Below are 16,933 nucleotides of genomic sequence, written 5' to 3' on the forward strand. Positions count from 1 at the left end.
GCTCCCGGCTTGCTATGGTTTTCTCCGAGGAAACGACCGTGCCGCCCTGTCGCCCACGGCACGAAACGGGGAAGTAGCTTTGCATCAAGACGCTGATCTTCAAGGACGTCTCCAGTCGCTGGATCGTCTGTTCCGACCGCGTTCGATCGCCTTGGTCGGCGCTTCCGACCGGTCGATCTGGTCTGTGTCGGCCTTCGATAACCTGAAGCGCGCGGGCTTCACGGGGCGGGTCGTTCCGGTCAATCCCAAGGGCGGCGTCATTCATGGCGTGGAGGCTGCGACCTCGATCGGCGCAATCGGCGAGCCCATTGATGCGGCCTTGCTGATGGTCCCTGAGGCCGTGATGCACGACACCTTGCACGACCTGAAGGCGGCCGGTGTCGGCGGGGCTGTGATCCTGTCGGCGGGCTTCGCCGAAACGGGCGAGGAGGGCGTGCAGCGCCAGGCCGCACTCAGCGCCACGGCGCGCGAGGCGGGCATCCGCATCCTGGGGCCCAACTGCCTGGGCTTCGCCAACATGGCGGACGGCGCGCCTATCTGGACCACGCCGCTGCGTCGGCCCATGCCGAACCCGACGCTGGCCGTGGTGTCGCAGAGCGGCGCCCTAGCCAGCCAGATGGAGCAGTTCGCCTATCAGCAGCGGATCGCCCTTACGCATATGATCTCGACCGGCAATGAGGCCGACGTCACCATCGCCGATGCGATCGAGTACCTCGCCCATCGCTCAGAGGCGCGCGCCATCGCCCTGTTCCTTGAGACCGTGCGCAATCCGGCCGCCTTCGCCCGCGCGGTCGAGGCCGCCAACGCGGCCGGCAAGGCCGTCGTGGTGCTCAAGGTCGGGACCAGCGAGGCCGCGGCGGCCGCAGCCCAGGCGCATACCGGCTCGCTGGTCGGCGATGACCGGGTGTTCGACGCCCTGTGCCGCCGCCTGGGCGTGGTGCGGGTCAAGTCGCTGGAGGAATTGGTCGTCACCGCCGACATCATCGGCCGCATCGGCAAGGTGGAGCGCCCGGGGCTGGCCATGATGGCCATGTCCGGCGGGCTGTGCGAGATCGCCGTCGATCAGGCCGAGGTGGACGACCTGCCCCTGCCGGCCCTGGCGCCCGAGACCCTTGCGGCCCTGCGCGAGGCTCTGCCGTCCTACGCGACGCCGAACAATCCCCTGGACACCACCGGCGCGGCGATGACGCAGCCCAACCTGATCGCCGAGGCCATGCGCATCGTGTCGAACGACCCGGCCATCGGCCTGGTGTCCTTCGTTTTCGACGCCCCGGCCAAGGCCGACGCGCGCGGCTTCGCCGCCCGCTTCATCGACGCGGTGGGGCAGGGGATCGCGAAGGCCGCGACGCCCGGCCTGATGTTCAGCCACACCTTCTCGCCGGTCAGCGGTGAAGGCCGCGGCATGGCCGACGCGGCGGGCGTCGCCTATTCCGGCGGCGGCTTGCGTCACGCCCTGACAGCCATCAGTCATCTGTTCCGCTGGTCCGAGGCGCAACCGCAGGCGCTGGACCTGAACCGGGCCTCCGGCGTCCGGCCTCAGATCGGCGACGGCGAGCGCGGGGTGCTGGACTACCTGGCCTCGCATGGCGTGCCGGTCATTCCCGGCGCGGTCGCAACCAGCGCCGATGAGGCCGTTGAGACGGCGCGCGGCTTTGGCGGTCCGGCGGTGCTGAAGATCGCCTCGCCTGATATTCCTCACAAGACGGAGGTCGGCGGCGTCGCCCTGCGGCTGAGCGGCGACGAGGCCGTGGCGCAGGCCTATGCCGACATCCGCGCCCGCGTCGAGGCGGCCAAGCCTGAGGCCCGCATCGACGGCGTCATCGTCTCGCCGATGCGGTCGGGAGGCGTCGAACTGTTCGTGGGCACGCTGAAGGATCCGCAGTGGGGGCCGGCCATCGCCGTCGGCCTGGGCGGCGTCTTTGTGGAGGCGCTGAAGGACACCTCGCTGCGTCTGCTGCCGATCACCGAGGCGGACGCGTTGGAGATGATGGACGAGCTGCGCGGCAAGGCCCTGCTAGACGGGTTCCGGGGCGCGGCTGCTGTGGATCGCGCGGCCGCCGCGCGGGCCATTGTCGCCATCGGCGACGCGGCTCTGGCGCTGGGCTCCGACCTGGTGTCGCTGGAAGTGAACCCGCTGCTGGCCGATGGCGAGCGCATCGAGGCCCTGGACGGCCTCGTGATCTGGGAGGACAACGATGAGCACGCCTGAAACGACGCCGGTCATCGTCGGGATTGGCGAATTCATCGACCGTCCTGCCGATGTGACCGAGGCGCTGGAGCCGGTCGCCGCCATGGCCGAGGCTCTGCGCGCCGCAGAGCGCGACGCGGGCGCGGACCTGCTGTCCCGGGCCGAGTCGATCGAGCTGATCGGCCTGATCAGCTGGCGGTACGCCGATCCGGTGAACCTGTTGTGCGAAAAGCTGGGCATCGCCCCTGGCCGCCGCACCAACGCCAGCATGGGCGGCGAGACGCCGATCCGTCTGATCCACGAGGCCGCCGTGCGGATCGCGCGCGGCGAGCAGAGCGTGGCCCTGATCGTCGGCGGCGAAGCGATGAACGCCCGCAATCGGGCGCGCAAGGAGAAGGCCCGCCTGGACTGGACGCCCCAGGTCTCGGCCGACGATGCGGTCGCCTTCCCCGCCAGCCGCTATGCCATGAGCCGCCCGGCCAAGGCGCTGGGGATGATGGATCCGGCCCAGGTCTATCCCTTCTATGAAGTCGCTGCGCAGACCGCCTGGGGGCAGACCCCGGCCGAGGCTCAGGCCGAGTCCGCCCGGCTGTGGAGCCGTTACGCCGCCGTCGCCGCGACCAACGATGGGGCGTGGATCAAGACCGCGCCCGACGCCGAGACCATCGGCGCGGCCAGCGCCGACAACCGACTGATCAACTGGCCCTATCCGAAACTCATGGTGGCCAACCCCAGCGTGAACCAGTCCGGCGCGGTCATCGTCGCCAGTCTGGCGGCGGCCCGAGCCGCAGGCGTGCCCGAGGACCGGATCATCCATATCTGGGGCGGTGCGGCGGCCAGCGAGCCGGAAGACTATCTGTTGCGCGACGCTTACGATCGCTCCACCGCTCAGACGGCGGCGCTCGAGGCGGCGGTCGAGATCGTCGGCGGCGACGCCAAGGCCTTTGACCGTCTTGAGCTCTACAGCTGCTTCCCGGTAGTGCCCAAGATGGCCCTGCGCACCCTGGGCCTGGACCTGGAGACCACCACTCCGACGGTGGCCGGCGGCCTGACCTTCTTCGGCGGGCCGCTCAACAACTACATGACCCACGCGGTCTGCGCGATGACGCGCCAGCTGCGGGCCGCGCGCGAAGAAGTCGGCCTGCTGTATGGGCAGGGCGGCTACGTCAACAAGCACCACACTCTGGTGGTCAGCGCCCGCCCGGCGCCGACGTCGCTGGCGCTGGATTACTCGGTTCAGGAGAAGGCCGAGGCCGCGCGCGGACCCGTCCCCGAACTGTTGGAGACCTATCAGGGCCCTGCCACGGTCGAAACCTACACCATCACCTACGCCCGCGACGGCGAGCCCCTGCAGGGCGTGGTCATTCTGAGGACGCCGAGCGGCGCGCGGGCGATGGCGCGGGTGCTCGCCGTCGATACGGAGAGCCTGGACCTGCTGCGCTCGACCGAAGGGTCGGCGGTGGGGGCGGCTGGCTTCGTTCGCGTCGACGCCTTCGGCAAGCTGGTGTGGGAGGCGGGTGAACAGCGTCAACGTCCGCGCCGGTTCGCCCAGGTCGAGCGGGAAGGGCCGCTAACGATCGTCACCATCGATCGCGCCGAGGCCATGAACGCGCTTCATCCGGCGGCCAACGCCGAACTGGCCGAGATTTTTGACGCGTTCGCCGCAGATCCTGATCAGTGGGTCGCCATTCTGACCGGCGCGGGCGGCAAGGCCTTCTCGGCGGGCAATGACCTGAAGGCCACGGCCGTTTCCATGGCGCGCGGCGAGCCGCTGGAGACGCCGGTGACGGGCTTCGCTGGCCTGACAGCGCGGTTTGATCTGGACAAGCCAGTCATTGCGGCCGTCGAAGGCGTGGCCATGGGCGGCGGCTTTGAAATCGCCCTGGCCTGCGACCTGATCGTGGCGGGAGAGGGGGCGGTGTTCGCCCTGCCGGAGCCGCGCGTGGGTCTGGCGGCGCTGGCCGGCGGCCTGCTGCGCCTGCCGCAGCAGATCGGCCTGAAACAGGCCATGGGCATGATCCTGACCGGGCGTCGGGTGAACGCGGCCGAGGGCGAGCGCCTGGGCTTCGTCAATGAGGTGGTCGCCGACGGCGAAGCTCTGGCCGCTGCCCGTCGCTGGGCCGCACAGATGCTGGAATGCAGCCCCATGTCCCTGCGCGCCTCGAAGCAGATCGTGCAGAAGGCCCTGGACACGACCGTCGCCGACGCCACCGTCCAGCAGAACCGATACTCGGCCGTGCGCGCCCTGTTCCGCTCGGCAGACGTACGTGAAGGGCCGACGGCCTTCGCTCAGAAGCGCGCGCCGCAATGGAAGGGACGCTGATGCTCAAGACCCGTTTCACCGAAATGTTCGGCGTCGAACATCCCATCGCCCAGGGCGGGATGCAGTGGGTCGGCACGGCCGAGCTGGTGTCGGCGGTGGCCAACGCCGGGGCGCTGGGCTTCCTGACCGCCCTGACCCAGCCGACCCCCGAGGCGCTCGCCAAGGAGATCGCACGCACGCGCGAGATGACGGACAAGCCATTCGGCGTGAACCTGACCATCCTGCCGTCGATCAATCCGCCGCCCTATGCCGAATATCGCCGCGCCATCATCGAAAGCGGCGTCGGCGTCGTCGAGACCGCCGGCTACAAGCCGCAGGAACACATCGACGATCTGAAGGCTCACGGCGTCAAGATCATCCATAAATGCACGGCGGTCCGCCACGCCCTGTCGGCCGAGCGGATGGGGGTGGACGCCATCTCCATCGACGGCTTCGAGTGCGCGGGCCATCCGGGTGAGGACGACGTGCCGGGTCTGGTGCTGATCCCGGCGGCGGCGGACCGGCTGACGGTGCCCATCCTGGCGTCCGGCGGGTTCGGCGACGGGCGCGGCCTGGCGGCGGCCCTGGCGCTGGGCGCCGACGGCATCAATATGGGGACGCGCTTCTGCGCCACGGTCGAGGCTCCCATCCACGAGGCCTTCAAACAGGCCATGGTGGCCAATGACGAGCGCGCGACCGACATCATCTTCCGCACCTACCGCAACAGCGCGCGCGTGGCCCGCAACGCCATCAGCCAGGAGGTCCTGCGGCTGGAGAGCGAGGGACGGCCGTTCGAGGAGGTGGCCCATCTGGTCAAGGGCGCGCGCGGTCGCGAGGGCCTGATCTCGGGCGACCTGGATCACGGCGTCTGGACGGCGGGGACGGTGCAGGGGCTGATCCACGACGTCCCGACGGTGAAGGAACTGGTCGAGCGCATCGTCGCCGACGCCGAGGCGGTGATCCGTCAGCGCCTGTCACGGATGAGCGTCGCCGCCTGATCGACCGATCTGACGCGCGAAGAAAAGGGCCGGTCCATCGCTGGACCGGCCCTTCTGTTATCCGCGCACTGCTTTGATCAGATGCGCTCGATGATGGTGGCGGGCGCCATGCCGCCGGCGGCGCACATGGTGACCAGGCCGGTGGTCAGGTCGCGGCGCTCCAGCTCGTCCAGCAGCGTTCCCAGGATCATGGCGCCGGTCGCGCCGATCGGGTGGCCCAGGGCGATGGCGCCGCCGTTCACATTGACCCTGGCCGGGTCGAGATTGAAGTCGCGCATGAACTTTAGCGGCACGACGGCGAAGGCTTCGTTGATCTCGAACAGGTCGATGTCCCCGATGCTCATGCCGGCCTGGGCTAGGGCCTTTTCGGTCGCCGGTTTGGGGGCGTTCAGCATGAGGGTGGGGTTGTCCCCGGCGTTGGCCAGGGCGCGGATGCGCGCGCGCGGCTTCAGGCCGTGGGCGCGGGCGTAGTCGGGCGAGGCGATGATGACCGCCCCGGCGCCGTCCACGACGCCCGAGCTGTTGCCCGCCGTATGGATGTGATTGATCGCCGCGTCCGGATAGGCCTGACGGACCAACTGGCCGTAGGTCGTGCCTTCTTCGTCCAGCGGATGCTCCACCAGCCCCGCGAAGGCGGGTTTCAGCGAAGCCAGGCCTTCGGCGGTCGTGCCTGGACGTGGGAACTCTTCCTTGTCGATCACGACGTCGCCGTTCTCGTCGCGGACAGCGATCAGGCTGCGGTCGAAGCGGCCGTCGGCGATCGCAGCCGCCGCCCGCTTCTGGCTTTCCAGGGCCAGGGCGTCGACGTCTTCACGGGTGATGCCTTCCAACGTAGCGATCAGGTCGCCGCAGACCCCCTGGTGCGGCTGGGGCACGAGGCGACGCAGGTGGGTGTTGCCCGAATCCATGAAGGGCGTCGTCGCCAGGGTCGAGTTGTGCGACATCGACTCCACCCCGCCGGCGACCAGCAGATGCTGGACGCCCGCCATGACGCCCATGGCCGCCAGCTGGACCGAGGTTAGGCCCGAGCCGCAGAAGCGATCGAGCGAAAAGGCCGAGCTGCGCGCGTCGTAACCGGCGTCGAGCGCCGCCATGCGGGCGATGCAGAAGCCCTGCTTGCCGAACTGGGTGCCGCAGCCGGCGATCACGTCGTCGATGTCGGCGGTATTCAGGTTGTTGCGCTCCGCTAGGGCCTTGAGCACGCTGGACAGGATGCGCTGCGGGTGGGTGTCGGCCAAGGCGCCCTTGCCGACCTTGCCGATGGCGCGAGGCGTCCGCGCGGTGTCGATGATCCAGGCTTCATTCATAAGGAGTCTCCAGCGCCGAAAGAGCGCATTATGTAATCGATCAATTAAAATCTAATCGTGGAACGAGACGATTTCGTCAATGGGTGCGCGGGCCACGTGGAACCGATTGACGGCGGCGTCAGGGTCGCGAAAGCCGACAGCCAGGCCCGCGAAGAGCATTTCCTCGCTGTCGGCGCCCAGGTGAGCGTCCACGGTGGCGGCATAGGGCGCCCAGGCCTCCTGAGGGCAAGTGTCCAGTCCCGCCTCGCGGAGCAGCAACATGAGGGTCTGCATCAGCATCCCCACGTCGGACCACTGGGGCGCTCCGTGACTGCGCTGGATATGAAAGAAGATGACGACCGGCGCGCCGAAGGCCCGATAGTTGTTCAGGAATTGACTGCGCCGAGCGGGCTTGTCCTCTCGCGGGATCTTGAGCGCGGCGTAGAGATCCTCGCCGGCCCGATAGCGCCGGTCGCGCCATGGCGAGGCCAGCGGGGAGGGGTAGATCGGGTAGTCCGCCGACTCGCCCTCGGGGCGCTCGATGGCGCGCTGGACGACGGCCGCCTTGAGCCGCTCCAGCGCCTCGCCCGAGACCACGCGCAGCCGCCAGGGCTGAAGATTGCCGCCTGACGGCGTGCGCAGCGCCGTCTCCAGCACGCGACGCAGCACGGCCTCGTCCACTGGAGTCGGCAGAAAGGCGCGGACCGATCTGCGCGAGGCGACGGCGTCCGAGACGGTCAGGCTCTTCACAGCGCGCGCGCCACGACTTCCTTCATGATCTCCGAGGTGCCGCCGAAGATGCGGGTGACGCGGGCGTCGCGCCACAGGCGGGCGATCATGTATTCGTTCATATAGCCCGCGCCGCCGTGCAACTGCAGCGCCTTGTCGGCGACCTCGCCCAACAGTTCGGTGTGAAACAGCTTAGCGGCCGAGGCTTCGGCGGGAGTCAGCTCGCCGTTGGCGTGGCGGATGATGGCCCAGTCCAGGTGCGCCCAGCCGACCTGCAACTTGGCGGCCAGGTCGCCCAGGGTGAAGCGGGTGTTCTGCAGGTCGAAGACCGTCTTGCCGAAGGCCTTGCGTTGCTTGGTGAAATCGACGGCCTCGTCAAAGGCGCGCTGGGCTGAGGCCTGGGCTGAAACCGCGATGGACAGGCGTTCTTGCGACAGCTTTCCCATCAGATAGGCGAAGCCCTTGCCCTCTTGGCCCAGCAGGTTCTCGTGCGGGATGCGCACATCGGCGAAGGACAGTTCGGAGGTGTCGGCCGAATGCTGGCCGATCTTGTCCAGGTTGCGTCCGCGCGTGAACCCGGGACGGTCCGCTTCCACAAGGAAGAGGGAGATGCCTTTGGCGCCGGCGCTGGGATCGGACTTGGCGACGACGATGATCAGATCGGCAAGCTGGCCGTTGGTGATGTAGGTCTTGGAGCCGTTGATGATCCAGTCGTCGCCGTCCTTGCGGGCGGTGGTCTGGATGCCTTGCAGGTCCGAGCCGGCGTTGGGTTCGGTCATGGCGATGGCGACGATAGCCTCGCCGCTGATCATGCGCGGCAGCCATTTGGCCCGCTGCTCGTCCGAGCCGTAAGCCACGATGTAGTCGACCACGATGTCCGATTGCAGCGGCAGGCCCGCTGAGGATCCGGCGTAGGCCAGTTCCTCGTCGATGATGGCGTTGTAGCGGAAGTCGAGCCCCAGGCCGCCATGCTCCTCCGGCACGGTGGGGCACAGGAGGCCAGCCTCGCCCGCCGCCAGCCAGAACGCGCGGTCGACAATGCCGTCGACCTCCCATTGCTCCAGCTTGGGGTGGAGTTCCTGGTCGAAAAAGCGCTTCACCTGATCGCGGAAAAGGGCGTGATCTTCGTTGTAGGCGGCGCGATTGGCGACGGGCAGCATGGCGGCTCCTGGGGGCTGCAAAAGGGGTTTGGACAGTCTCTGCCGCAAATTCAATCAATCGACTAGATATGTTCTTGAGCCTGCCCTATCTTTCGCTCAAGTCCGTCGGGACAGGCCGAGCAAACTGGCCGCCGGCGCCCATCGACGGGGAGGAACAGCGTCATGGACTTCGCTAAAGACTATCGAATGACAATCGACGGCGAGGCCGTGCCCGCCGGGGCGACCTTTGATGTCGTCAATCCGGCGACGGGCGAGGTGTTCGCTCAGGCTCCGGCTGCGACGTCGGCCGATCTGGACCGCGCCGTGGCCGCCGCCGCTGCTGCACAGAAGTCCTGGCGCGCCGTGCCTCTGGAGGAGCGCAAGGCCCTGCTGATCAAGGCCGCCGAGGCGATCGAGGCTCATGCTGATGAACTGGGCGAGCTTTTCATGCGCGAGCAGGGCCGCCCGCTGGCGATGGCCCGCGAGGAAGTGAAGGGCGGCGCCGGCTGGCTGCGCGCGACGGCCAAACTCGACATCCCGGTCGAGGTGACTGAGGACAGCAAGCGTCGCCGGGTCGAGGTGCACCACGAGCCGCTGGGCGTTGTCTGCGCCATCGTGCCGTGGAACTTCCCCTTCCTGCTGGCGACGTGGAAGATCGGTCCCGCCTTGATGACCGGCAATACGGTGGTGCTGAAGCCTTCGCCCTTTACCCCGCTGACCACGCTGAAGCTGGGCGAGATCCTGCTGGATGTCTTCCCCAAGGGCGTCCTCAACGTCATCACTGGCGGGGATGAGCTCGGCCCGCTCATGACGTCTCATCCTGGCTTCCAGAAGATCTCCTTCACGGGTTCGACGGCGACCGGCCGACGCGTGATGGAGTCGGCGGCCAAGGATCTGAAGCGCATCACGCTGGAGCTGGGCGGCAACGACGCCGCCATCGTCCTGCCCGACGTGGATGTGGACGAGGTGGCCATGCAGTTGTTCATGGGCGCCTTCTGGAACACGGCCCAGATCTGCGTGGCGACCAAGCGCCTCTATATCCACGAGGACATCTACGACGCCCTGCGCGATAAACTGCACCAGATCGCCCAGACCATTCCGGTCGGCGACGGCGCGACCGAGGGATCGGTCATCGGGCCGGTGCAGAACGGGCCGCAGTTCCGCCGCGTGCAGGAGCTGATCGAGGACAGCCGCAAGAATGGCTACGCGGTGTTGGAGGGCGGCGCTGTCCCGAACAGCGGTTACTTCATCCCGCTGACCCTGGTCGACAATCCGCCGGACGACTCGCGCGTCGTGGTCGAGGAAGCCTTCGGGCCGATCCTTCCGCTGCTGCGCTTCAGCACCATCGATGAAGCGATCGAGCGCGCCAACAACAGCGAGTACGGCCTGGCGGGCGCGGTCTGGTCCAAGGACATCGAGAAGGCCACGGAGGTAGCGCACCGCCTGGAGACCGGGACGGTGTGGATCAACCAGAACCTGCAATCGACGCCCTTCACGCCTCTGGCGGGCCACAAGCAGTCGGGCTTCGGCGTCGAAAACGGTCTGCACGGCCTGATGGAGTTCACCGTGCCCAAGGCGATCTTCATTCCCAAGACCGCCTGATGGACCTCGCGCTCAGCGATACCCAGACCCAGTTGGCCGAAAGCGTGCGCACCTTCATGGCGCGCCTGCCGGCCGGCGGCATGAGCCAAGCGCCCGGCGCGCCGGGACCGACTGTGGTCTGGCGTGAGATGGGCGAGGCTCTGGGCGTCCTGGCCCTGGCCCTGCCTGAGGATCTCGGCGGGCTGGGCGGGGAGGCCGCCGACGTCATGGTGGTGATGGAGGCGTTCGGCGAAGCTCTGTCGACCGAACCCTATCTGGAGACCGTCGTCACAGCGGCGGGCCTGCTGCGTCGCTGCGACCAGCCCCACGCCCGCGCGCTGGCCCAGGCGATCGGGGAGGGGGCGGCCATCGTCGCTCCGGCCTTGACCGAGCCGGCAGGGCGAGGCGATTGGCGCTTCTGTTCAACGCGCGCTGAGCGCGACGGGGCAGGCTGGCGGCTGAGCGGAGGCAAGGGGCTGGTGGCGCCGGGAGCCTCCGCCGAGACGTTGATTGTCGCGGCGCGCACGCGCGGCGCTGACGGCCAAGGCGACGGGCTGTCGCTGTTTCTCGTCGGGCGGGATGCGCCGGGGCTGACCCTGCGCGATGTGGCCACGCTCGACGAGCGTTGGGCGGCCGAAGTCTTGCTGAGCGACGTGGTCCTGCCGCTGGATGCCCTGATCGGCGACGAGCATGAAGCCGGCCCCCTGATCGCCCAGGTTCTGGACGAAGCGACGGCCGCGCTGTGCGCCGAGGCCGTCGGGGTGTTGCGGCGGATGCTGAACGACACCGTGGCCTTCGCCAAGGAACGACGCCAGTTCGGCCAGCCCATCGGCCGTTTTCAGGCCTTGCAGCACCGGATGGCGGACATGTTCATCCAGTTCGAACTGGCGCGCTCGGCGATGCTTTTGGCCACGCTCAGCCTCGACAAGCCGGAGCGCGAACGTGCGATGGCGGTGTCGGCCGCCAAGATCGCGATCAGCGACGCCTGCCGCTTCATCGGCCAGAATGCGGTGCAACTGCATGGCGGTCTGGGCATGAGCCTGGAAACCGAGGTCACGCGCTATTTCAAGCGCGCGACCGTCATCGAAACCCAGCTGGGCGGGCGCGAGCACCATCTTGATCGCAGCCTGGCGCTCGGCGTCCGGGCGGCCTGATCGCCCTGACGCCGGGTCCTGAGGGCATCAGAGGCCCAGCGCGGCCTTGGCGATGATGTTGCGCTGGATCTCGTTCGAGCCGGCATAGATGGAGCCGGCGCGGTCGTTCAGATAGTGGACGCCGGCCAGCGCAGGGAGCAGGGGGCCGGCGACCCCCGCCGCGTGCGGCAGTAGCGCCGCGCCGCCGGGCCGCCCCGCGTCGGGCTGATAGGCCCGGCCCCAGCCGTCTGCGGCCTCCAGCGCCAGTTCGGTGATGTGCTGGCTCAGCTCAGTGCCCAGAACCTTCATCGCCGACGGGCCTGCGGCGGTCAGGGCGGCGTCGGCCGCGCCGGACATCACGCGGAACTCGAACACCTCCAGCACGGCCAACCGGGCGCGCGCCTCCGCCAGCTTGCGTGCAAAGCCCGGCGTGTCGGCCAGGGGACGGTCGCCGCACAGGCTGCTGCGGGCATAGGCCTCGACGCTATCCAGCCGCTCTTGCAACTCCGGCGCGTAGGCGACGCCGCCGCGTTCGAACTCGAGAAGATATTTGGCCACGGTCCAGCCTTGGCCGATCTGCCCGACGACATTCGCCTTGGGCACGCGTACCTGGTCGAAGAAGACCTGATTCTGGATGTGCTCGCCGGACGGGGCGACGATCGGCCGAACGGAAATGCCGGGCGTGGTCATGTCGATCAGAACGAAGGTGATGCCCTTCTGCGGGCGATCTTCCTTGGACGTCCGCACCAGGCAGAAGATCCAGTTCGCTTGGTCCGCGTGGGTGGTCCAGATCTTGGTGCCTGTGCAGACCAGATCGTCGCCGTCGATGCCGGCTTCCATCTGCAGCGAGGCGAGGTCCGACCCGGCTTCAGGTTCGGAATACCCCTGGCACCAGAAATGCTCGCCGTTGAGCATCCGGGGCAGGAAGTAGGCCTTCTGGGCGTCGGAGCCGTAGCCGATCAGGGCGGGCCCGCACATCTGGACGCCCATGGGGGAAATCGGCGGGGCTCCCGCCGCGACGCGCTCGCGAGTGAAGATGTACCGCTGCAGCACGGACCAGCCGCAGCCGCCGTACTCGATCGGCCAGGCCGGGGCCACCCAGCCCTTCTGATGCAGGATCGCCTGCCACTTCATCGAGGCGTCGTGCTGGGCGTAGACACTGGTCATCAGGCGCCCCGCAGCACGGATTTCTTCGGTCAGATTGTCGTGCAGGAAGGCCCGCACTTCATCGCGAAAAGTCAGGTCGGCGGGTGACCAGTTCAAATCCATCGGGCGGTCCTGTGCTTGCCGCTTGATCGGCCGATTAAAACTAAGTATCCAATTAACTGAAATAGGGGTGCGCGACAAGGTCGGGTGCTCCGCGCGTCGCCGTTGCGGCCATGCGAATACCCTTACGAGCCCATCGGGAGGCGGCGTGTCAGTACCCACCAATTCCATTTCCTCCCTCGAACGCCGCGGCGACGTCGGCGTCCTGACGATCAACTCGCCTCCGGTGAACGCTTTGGGTCAGGCGGTGCGCGCGGCCCTGCGCGATGGGTTGAGCGCCCTGATCGCCGACGATGCGGTCAAGGCGGTGGTCATCCGGTGTGACGGCCGCACCTTCTTCGCGGGCGCCGACATCAGCGAGTTCGGCAAGCCGTTCGTCGAGCCTGATCTGAATGTCGTCTTCGACATCATCGAAGCCTCGGCCAAGCCGGTGGTCGCGGCGATCCACGGCACGGCCCTGGGCGGCGGCTTCGAGGTGGCGCTGGCCTGCCACTACCGCGTCGCGGCGGCGTCGGCCAAGGTCGGCCTGCCGGAGGTGGCGCTGGGGTTGCTGCCGGGCGCCGGCGGCACCCAGCGGGCGCCGCGTCTGGCCGGCGTCGAGGCGGCGCTGGACCTCATCATCAGCGGACGTCCGGTCAAGGCCGACACGGCGCTGGAGATGAAGCTGATCGACGCTGTCGCGTCTGACGCCGGGCTGGTGGACGAAGCGGTTCAGTTCGCCGAAGGCTTGATCGCGGACAGCGCGCCTCTGCGGCGCGTGCGCGATATGGAGGTCGATCTCCAGAGCGACGCCGCGCGCGCCGTCATCGCCGCCTACCAGGAAAAGAACGCCCGCCTGTTCCGCGGCCCGGTCGCGCCGACCAATATCGCCAAGGCGGTCGAAGCGGCGGCGACGCTGCCATTCGAGGCTGGGTTGAAGCGCGAGGCAGAGCTCTTCGAAGAGCTGATGGAGGGCCGCCAGTCGGGCGCCCAACGCCATATCTTCTTCGCCGAGCGCGCGGCGGGCAAGGTGGCGGGCCTGTCCCGCGATGTGCAGCCGGTCGCCATCCAGTCCGTCGCAGTTCTCGGCGCGGGGACGATGGGGACGGGGATCGCCACCGCCTTCCTGTCGGGCGGCTATGAGGTCACTCTGATCGACCTCAACCCTGAGGCGGTCGAGCGGGCTCAGGGTCGGATCTACAAGACCCTGGACGGTCTGGTGTCCAAGGGCCGTCTGTCGTTCGGGGCCGCTGCAGCTCAGAAGAGCCGGCTGGTCATCGACAGCAGCCTGGACGCCGTCGCTTCCGCCGATCTCATCGTCGAGGCGGTCTATGAGAATCTTGATCTGAAGAAGGACGTGTTCCGCCAGTTGGATTCGCGGGCCAAGGCGGACGCCGTGCTGGCCAGCAACACCTCCTTCCTCGATTTGAACGCCATCGCGGCCGTGACCTCACGGCCCGAACGGATCATCGGCCTGCACTTCTTCGCCCCGGCCAACATCATGCGTCTGCTGGAGGTGGTGCGCGGCTCGGCCACGGCGCCGGAGATCGTGGCGACGGGCATGGCCCTGGGCAAGAAGCTGGGCAAGGTGGCGGTTCTGTCGGGCGTCTGCGACGGCTTCATCGCCAACCGCGCCATGGCGCCGCGTGTCACGGCGGCGGAGAAACTGATCCTGGAAGGCCCCATGCCCTGGGACGTCGACCGGGTGATGACCGCCTACGGCTTCCCGATGGGGGTGTTCTCCATGCTGGATCTGGTCGGCCTGGACGTGATCGGCTGGGACCGCGAGAATTCGGCCGGGCGCACTGTTCAGGAAGTCCTGTGCGAGCGGGGGCACTGGGGCCAGAAGACCGGCCAGGGCTATTACGTCTACGACGAAAACCGTCGGGCGACGCCGTCGGACGAGGCGGCGGAGGTCATCGCCGGGTTCGCAGACAAGACTCCGGTGGCGATGGATGACGAGGCCCTGCTGGAGCGCCTGCTCTATCCGGTGGTGAACGAGGGCGCGAAGATCGTCGAAGAGGGGATCGCCCAGCGCGCCTCGGACGTCGATGTGGCGCTGGTCACCGGCTACGGCTGGCCGGTCTGGACCGGCGGTCCGATGTTCTGGGCCGACACCGTCGGGCTGGACAAGGTCATAGCGGGCCTCGAGCGCACGCTCGGTCCCGACGCCGTCTCGCCGCTGCTCCGCAGGACGGCGCAGCAGGGCCAGGCCCTGGCTGAACAGACCGCTCCTCACTGATCGATTGCATTTGAGGCGCCTGTAGCGGGCGCCAGGAGAACCCCATGGGTGAAGCCTATATCGTCGCCGCCGCGCGCACGGCCGGGGGCCGTCGCGGCGGCCGTCTCAAGGATTGGCACCCCGCCGATCTGGGCGCTGTGGTTCTGGACGCACTGGTCGAGCGCAGCGGGATTGATCCGGCCCTGATCGAGGACGTCATCCTGGGCTGCGTCAGCCAGGTCGGCGAACAGTCGATGTCGATCGCGCGCAACGTGGTCCTGGCGTCCTCGCTGCCGGAAAGCGTGCCGGCCGTCAGCATCGATCGCCAATGCGGCTCCTCGCAGCAGGCGCTCCATTTCGCGGCTCAGGCCGTGATGAGCGGGACGATGGACGTGGTGATCGCCGCGGGCGTCGAGAGCATGACGCGCGTCCCCATGGGCCTGCCGACAGCCCTTCCCGCCAAGAACGGCTTTGGCGATCCGATGTCGCCAGGGATGGCTGCGCGCTATCCGGGCGTCGTCTTCTCTCAGTTCGACGGGGCCGAGGCGATCGCGGTCAAGCATGGCTTCGACCGCGAGGCGATGGATCGCTTTGCGCTGGAAAGCCACCAGCGGGCCACGCGCGCACAAGACGAGGGAGCCTTCGACGCCGAGATCGTCGGGCTCGATTACGTCGATGCCGAGGGGCAGACGCAGAGGCATCTCACCGACGAGGGCGTGCGCCGCACAGCGACGCTGGACGGCATCGCCGGCCTGCAACCCATCCTCGAAGGGGGCCGTCTGTCGGCCGGCAGCGCCAGCCAGATCTGCGACGGTTCGGCGGGACTGCTGGTGGTCAACGAGCGTGGCCTGAAGGCCCTCGGCGTCGAGCCTCTGGCCCGGGTCCACCAGATGACGGTCATCGGCGAAGACCCGGTCATCATGCTGGAAGCGCCGATCAACGCCACGCGCCGCGCCCTGCAGCGCGCGGGTCTGAAGATCGAGGATATCGGCCTTTACGAGGTGAACGAAGCCTTCGCCTCGGTGCCTCTGGCCTGGCTCAAGGAGGTCGGCGCCGACCCGGCCCGGCTGAACGTCAATGGCGGCGCCATCGCCCTGGGGCATCCGCTGGGGGCCTCGGGCGCCAAGCTGATGACCACCCTGATCCACGCTCTGCGGGCGCGCGGCGAGCGCTACGGGCTGCAGACCATGTGCGAAGGCGGCGGCCTGGCCAACGTCACCATCATCGAAGCGCTTTGATCGCGCCCCCAATCAGCAGGAGAAGACCATGAAACTGGACGGTAATTCGGCAGTCGTGACCGGCGGGGCCAGCGGCCTGGGCGCCGCGACCGCGCGCGCCCTGGCGGCGCAGGGCGTAAAGGTCGCCATCTTCGACCTCAACGCCGAGCAGGGCGAGGCGGTGGCGGCCGAGATCGGCGGCGTCTTCTGCGCCGTCAACGTCACCGACGACGCTTCGGTCGACGCGGGTTTTGAAAAGGCCCGCGCCGCCCACGGCCAGGAACGGATCCTGATCAACTGCGCTGGCACCGGGAACGCCTTCAAGACCGCCTCGCGCCATCGCGAGACTGGCAAGATCAGCCACTTCCCGATCGAGGAGTTCGATCGCATCATCCAGATCAACCTGGTCGGCACCTTCCGTTGCGTGGCCAAGTCGGCGGCGGGCATGCTGACGCTGGACGTCCAGGAGGACGGCGAGCGCGGCGTCATCGTCAACACGGCCTCCGTGGCGGCCGAAGACGGCCAGATGGGCCAGGCCGCCTATTCGGCGTCGAAGGCCGCCGTCGTCGGCGTCACCCTGCCGATCGCACGGGACCTGATGAGCGAGGCGATCCGCGTCAACACCATCCTGCCGGGCATCTTCAACACGCCGCTGATGAACGCCGCCCCAGACAATGTGAAAGAGGCCCTGGCCGCCAGCGTCCCCCATCCGAAGCGTCTGGGCAATCCGGCGGAATACGCCAGCCTGGCCGTCGAGATGTGCCGCAACGGCTATTTCAACGGCGAGGACGTCCGCCTGGACGGCGCCATCCGCATGGCTCCGCGCTGATCGGACGGATAAGCTGAATTGAAGAGGCCGCCCCGGAACGTTCCGGGGCGGCCTTTTTTGTCGGG

The 16,933-nt window shown here is 68.2% G+C and carries 12 protein-coding genes; 8 read left to right on the plus strand and 4 right to left on the minus strand.

The annotated features are described in order from the left end of the window. The first annotated feature begins 79 nt into the window (after positions 1-79). The 3 genes from H9656_RS00150 to H9656_RS00160 are packed head-to-tail and all read left to right on the plus strand — an operon-like array spanning position 80 to position 5,488. The gene (locus H9656_RS00150) at positions 80-2,209 is read left to right on the plus strand and encodes an acetate--CoA ligase family protein (protein ID WP_225212156.1); all 2,130 of its coding nucleotides are present in this window, start codon (positions 80-82) and stop codon (positions 2,207-2,209) included. Then, positions 2,196-4,511 carry an enoyl-CoA hydratase-related protein gene (locus H9656_RS00155; RefSeq protein WP_191742305.1) on the plus strand — a complete coding sequence of 772 codons (2,316 nt, stop codon included), beginning with the start codon at positions 2,196-2,198 and terminating at the stop codon, positions 4,509-4,511. The genes H9656_RS00150 and H9656_RS00155 overlap by 14 nt, the downstream gene beginning before the upstream one ends. Then, the gene (locus H9656_RS00160) at positions 4,508-5,488 is read left to right on the plus strand and encodes an NAD(P)H-dependent flavin oxidoreductase (protein WP_191743694.1); all 981 of its coding nucleotides are present in this window, start codon (positions 4,508-4,510) and stop codon (positions 5,486-5,488) included. The genes H9656_RS00155 and H9656_RS00160 overlap by 4 nt, the downstream gene beginning before the upstream one ends. Positions 5,489-5,565: 77 nt before the next feature. Here the strand turns inward: H9656_RS00160 and H9656_RS00165 are convergent, their stop codons facing one another. The 3 genes from H9656_RS00165 to H9656_RS00175 are packed head-to-tail and all read right to left on the minus strand — an operon-like array spanning position 5,566 to position 8,663. Then, positions 5,566-6,795, minus strand: coding sequence for an acetyl-CoA C-acetyltransferase (locus H9656_RS00165; RefSeq protein ID WP_191742306.1), 1,230 nt, complete (start codon positions 6,793-6,795; stop codon positions 5,566-5,568). A 51-nt stretch (positions 6,796-6,846) separates the two neighbouring features. Continuing rightward, positions 6,847-7,524 carry a nitroreductase gene (locus tag H9656_RS00170; protein ID WP_318240576.1) on the minus strand — a complete coding sequence of 226 codons (678 nt, stop codon included), beginning with the start codon at positions 7,522-7,524 and terminating at the stop codon, positions 6,847-6,849. Continuing rightward, complete coding sequence (locus tag H9656_RS00175) at positions 7,521-8,663, minus strand: acyl-CoA dehydrogenase family protein (protein ID WP_191742307.1); 1,143 nt, start codon at positions 8,661-8,663, stop codon at positions 7,521-7,523. Before H9656_RS00175 ends, H9656_RS00170 begins: the two co-directional genes overlap by 4 nt. Positions 8,664-8,825: 162 nt before the next feature. On the opposite strand from H9656_RS00175, the gene H9656_RS00180 reads away from it, so the two are divergent. Together H9656_RS00180 and H9656_RS00185 are read left to right on the plus strand one after the other, a co-directional pair. Then, entirely contained in the window at positions 8,826-10,244 is a 1,419-nt protein-coding gene (locus H9656_RS00180) for an aldehyde dehydrogenase family protein (RefSeq protein WP_191742308.1), read from the plus strand. Continuing rightward, complete coding sequence (locus tag H9656_RS00185; RefSeq protein ID WP_191742309.1) at positions 10,244-11,377, plus strand: acyl-CoA dehydrogenase family protein; 1,134 nt, start codon at positions 10,244-10,246, stop codon at positions 11,375-11,377. Before H9656_RS00180 ends, H9656_RS00185 begins: the two co-directional genes overlap by 1 nt. Positions 11,378-11,404: 27 nt before the next feature. On the opposite strand, the gene H9656_RS00190 is transcribed toward H9656_RS00185, so the two are convergent. Further along, positions 11,405-12,625 (minus strand): acyl-CoA dehydrogenase family protein, encoded by a 1,221-nt coding sequence (locus H9656_RS00190; protein ID WP_191742310.1) that lies wholly within the window; start codon positions 12,623-12,625, stop codon positions 11,405-11,407. A gap of 145 nt (positions 12,626-12,770) precedes the next feature. Here H9656_RS00190 and H9656_RS00195 point away from each other — a divergent pair, with 145 nt between their 5' ends. From H9656_RS00195 to H9656_RS00205, 3 genes are read left to right on the plus strand one after another with little or no spacing between them, the layout of a single operon-like run. Next, a complete protein-coding gene (locus H9656_RS00195; RefSeq protein WP_191742311.1) occupies positions 12,771-14,843 on the plus strand; it encodes a 3-hydroxyacyl-CoA dehydrogenase NAD-binding domain-containing protein in 2,073 nt (690 codons plus the stop codon). Between the two features lie 44 nt (positions 14,844-14,887). Beyond that, a complete protein-coding gene (locus H9656_RS00200) occupies positions 14,888-16,060 on the plus strand; it encodes an acetyl-CoA C-acetyltransferase (protein ID WP_191742312.1) in 1,173 nt (390 codons plus the stop codon). 28 nt (positions 16,061-16,088) lie between these two features. Next, on the plus strand, positions 16,089-16,868 hold the full coding sequence (locus H9656_RS00205; protein WP_191742313.1) for an SDR family NAD(P)-dependent oxidoreductase: 780 nt from the start codon (positions 16,089-16,091) through the stop codon (positions 16,866-16,868). Positions 16,869-16,933 lie beyond the last annotated feature (65 nt).

Origin of the sequence: Brevundimonas guildfordensis, assembly GCF_014836405.1 — a bacterium.
GTDB lineage: Bacteria > Pseudomonadota > Alphaproteobacteria > Caulobacterales > Caulobacteraceae > Brevundimonas > Brevundimonas guildfordensis.

Coding starts and splice junctions, on each gene's coding strand:
- H9656_RS00155 (WP_191742305.1), top strand. CDS start 2,196: ATGAGCACGCCTGAAACGACGCCGGTCATCGTCGGGATTGGCGAATTC.
- H9656_RS00165 (WP_191742306.1), bottom strand. CDS start 6,795: ATGAATGAAGCCTGGATCATCGACACCGCGCGGACGCCTCGCGCCATC.
- H9656_RS00175 (WP_191742307.1), bottom strand. CDS start 8,663: ATGCTGCCCGTCGCCAATCGCGCCGCCTACAACGAAGATCACGCCCTT.
- H9656_RS00180 (WP_191742308.1), top strand. CDS start 8,826: ATGGACTTCGCTAAAGACTATCGAATGACAATCGACGGCGAGGCCGTG.
- H9656_RS00185 (WP_191742309.1), top strand. CDS start 10,244: ATGGACCTCGCGCTCAGCGATACCCAGACCCAGTTGGCCGAAAGCGTG.
- H9656_RS00190 (WP_191742310.1), bottom strand. CDS start 12,625: ATGGATTTGAACTGGTCACCCGCCGACCTGACTTTTCGCGATGAAGTG.
- H9656_RS00200 (WP_191742312.1), top strand. CDS start 14,888: ATGGGTGAAGCCTATATCGTCGCCGCCGCGCGCACGGCCGGGGGCCGT.
- H9656_RS00205 (WP_191742313.1), top strand. CDS start 16,089: ATGAAACTGGACGGTAATTCGGCAGTCGTGACCGGCGGGGCCAGCGGC.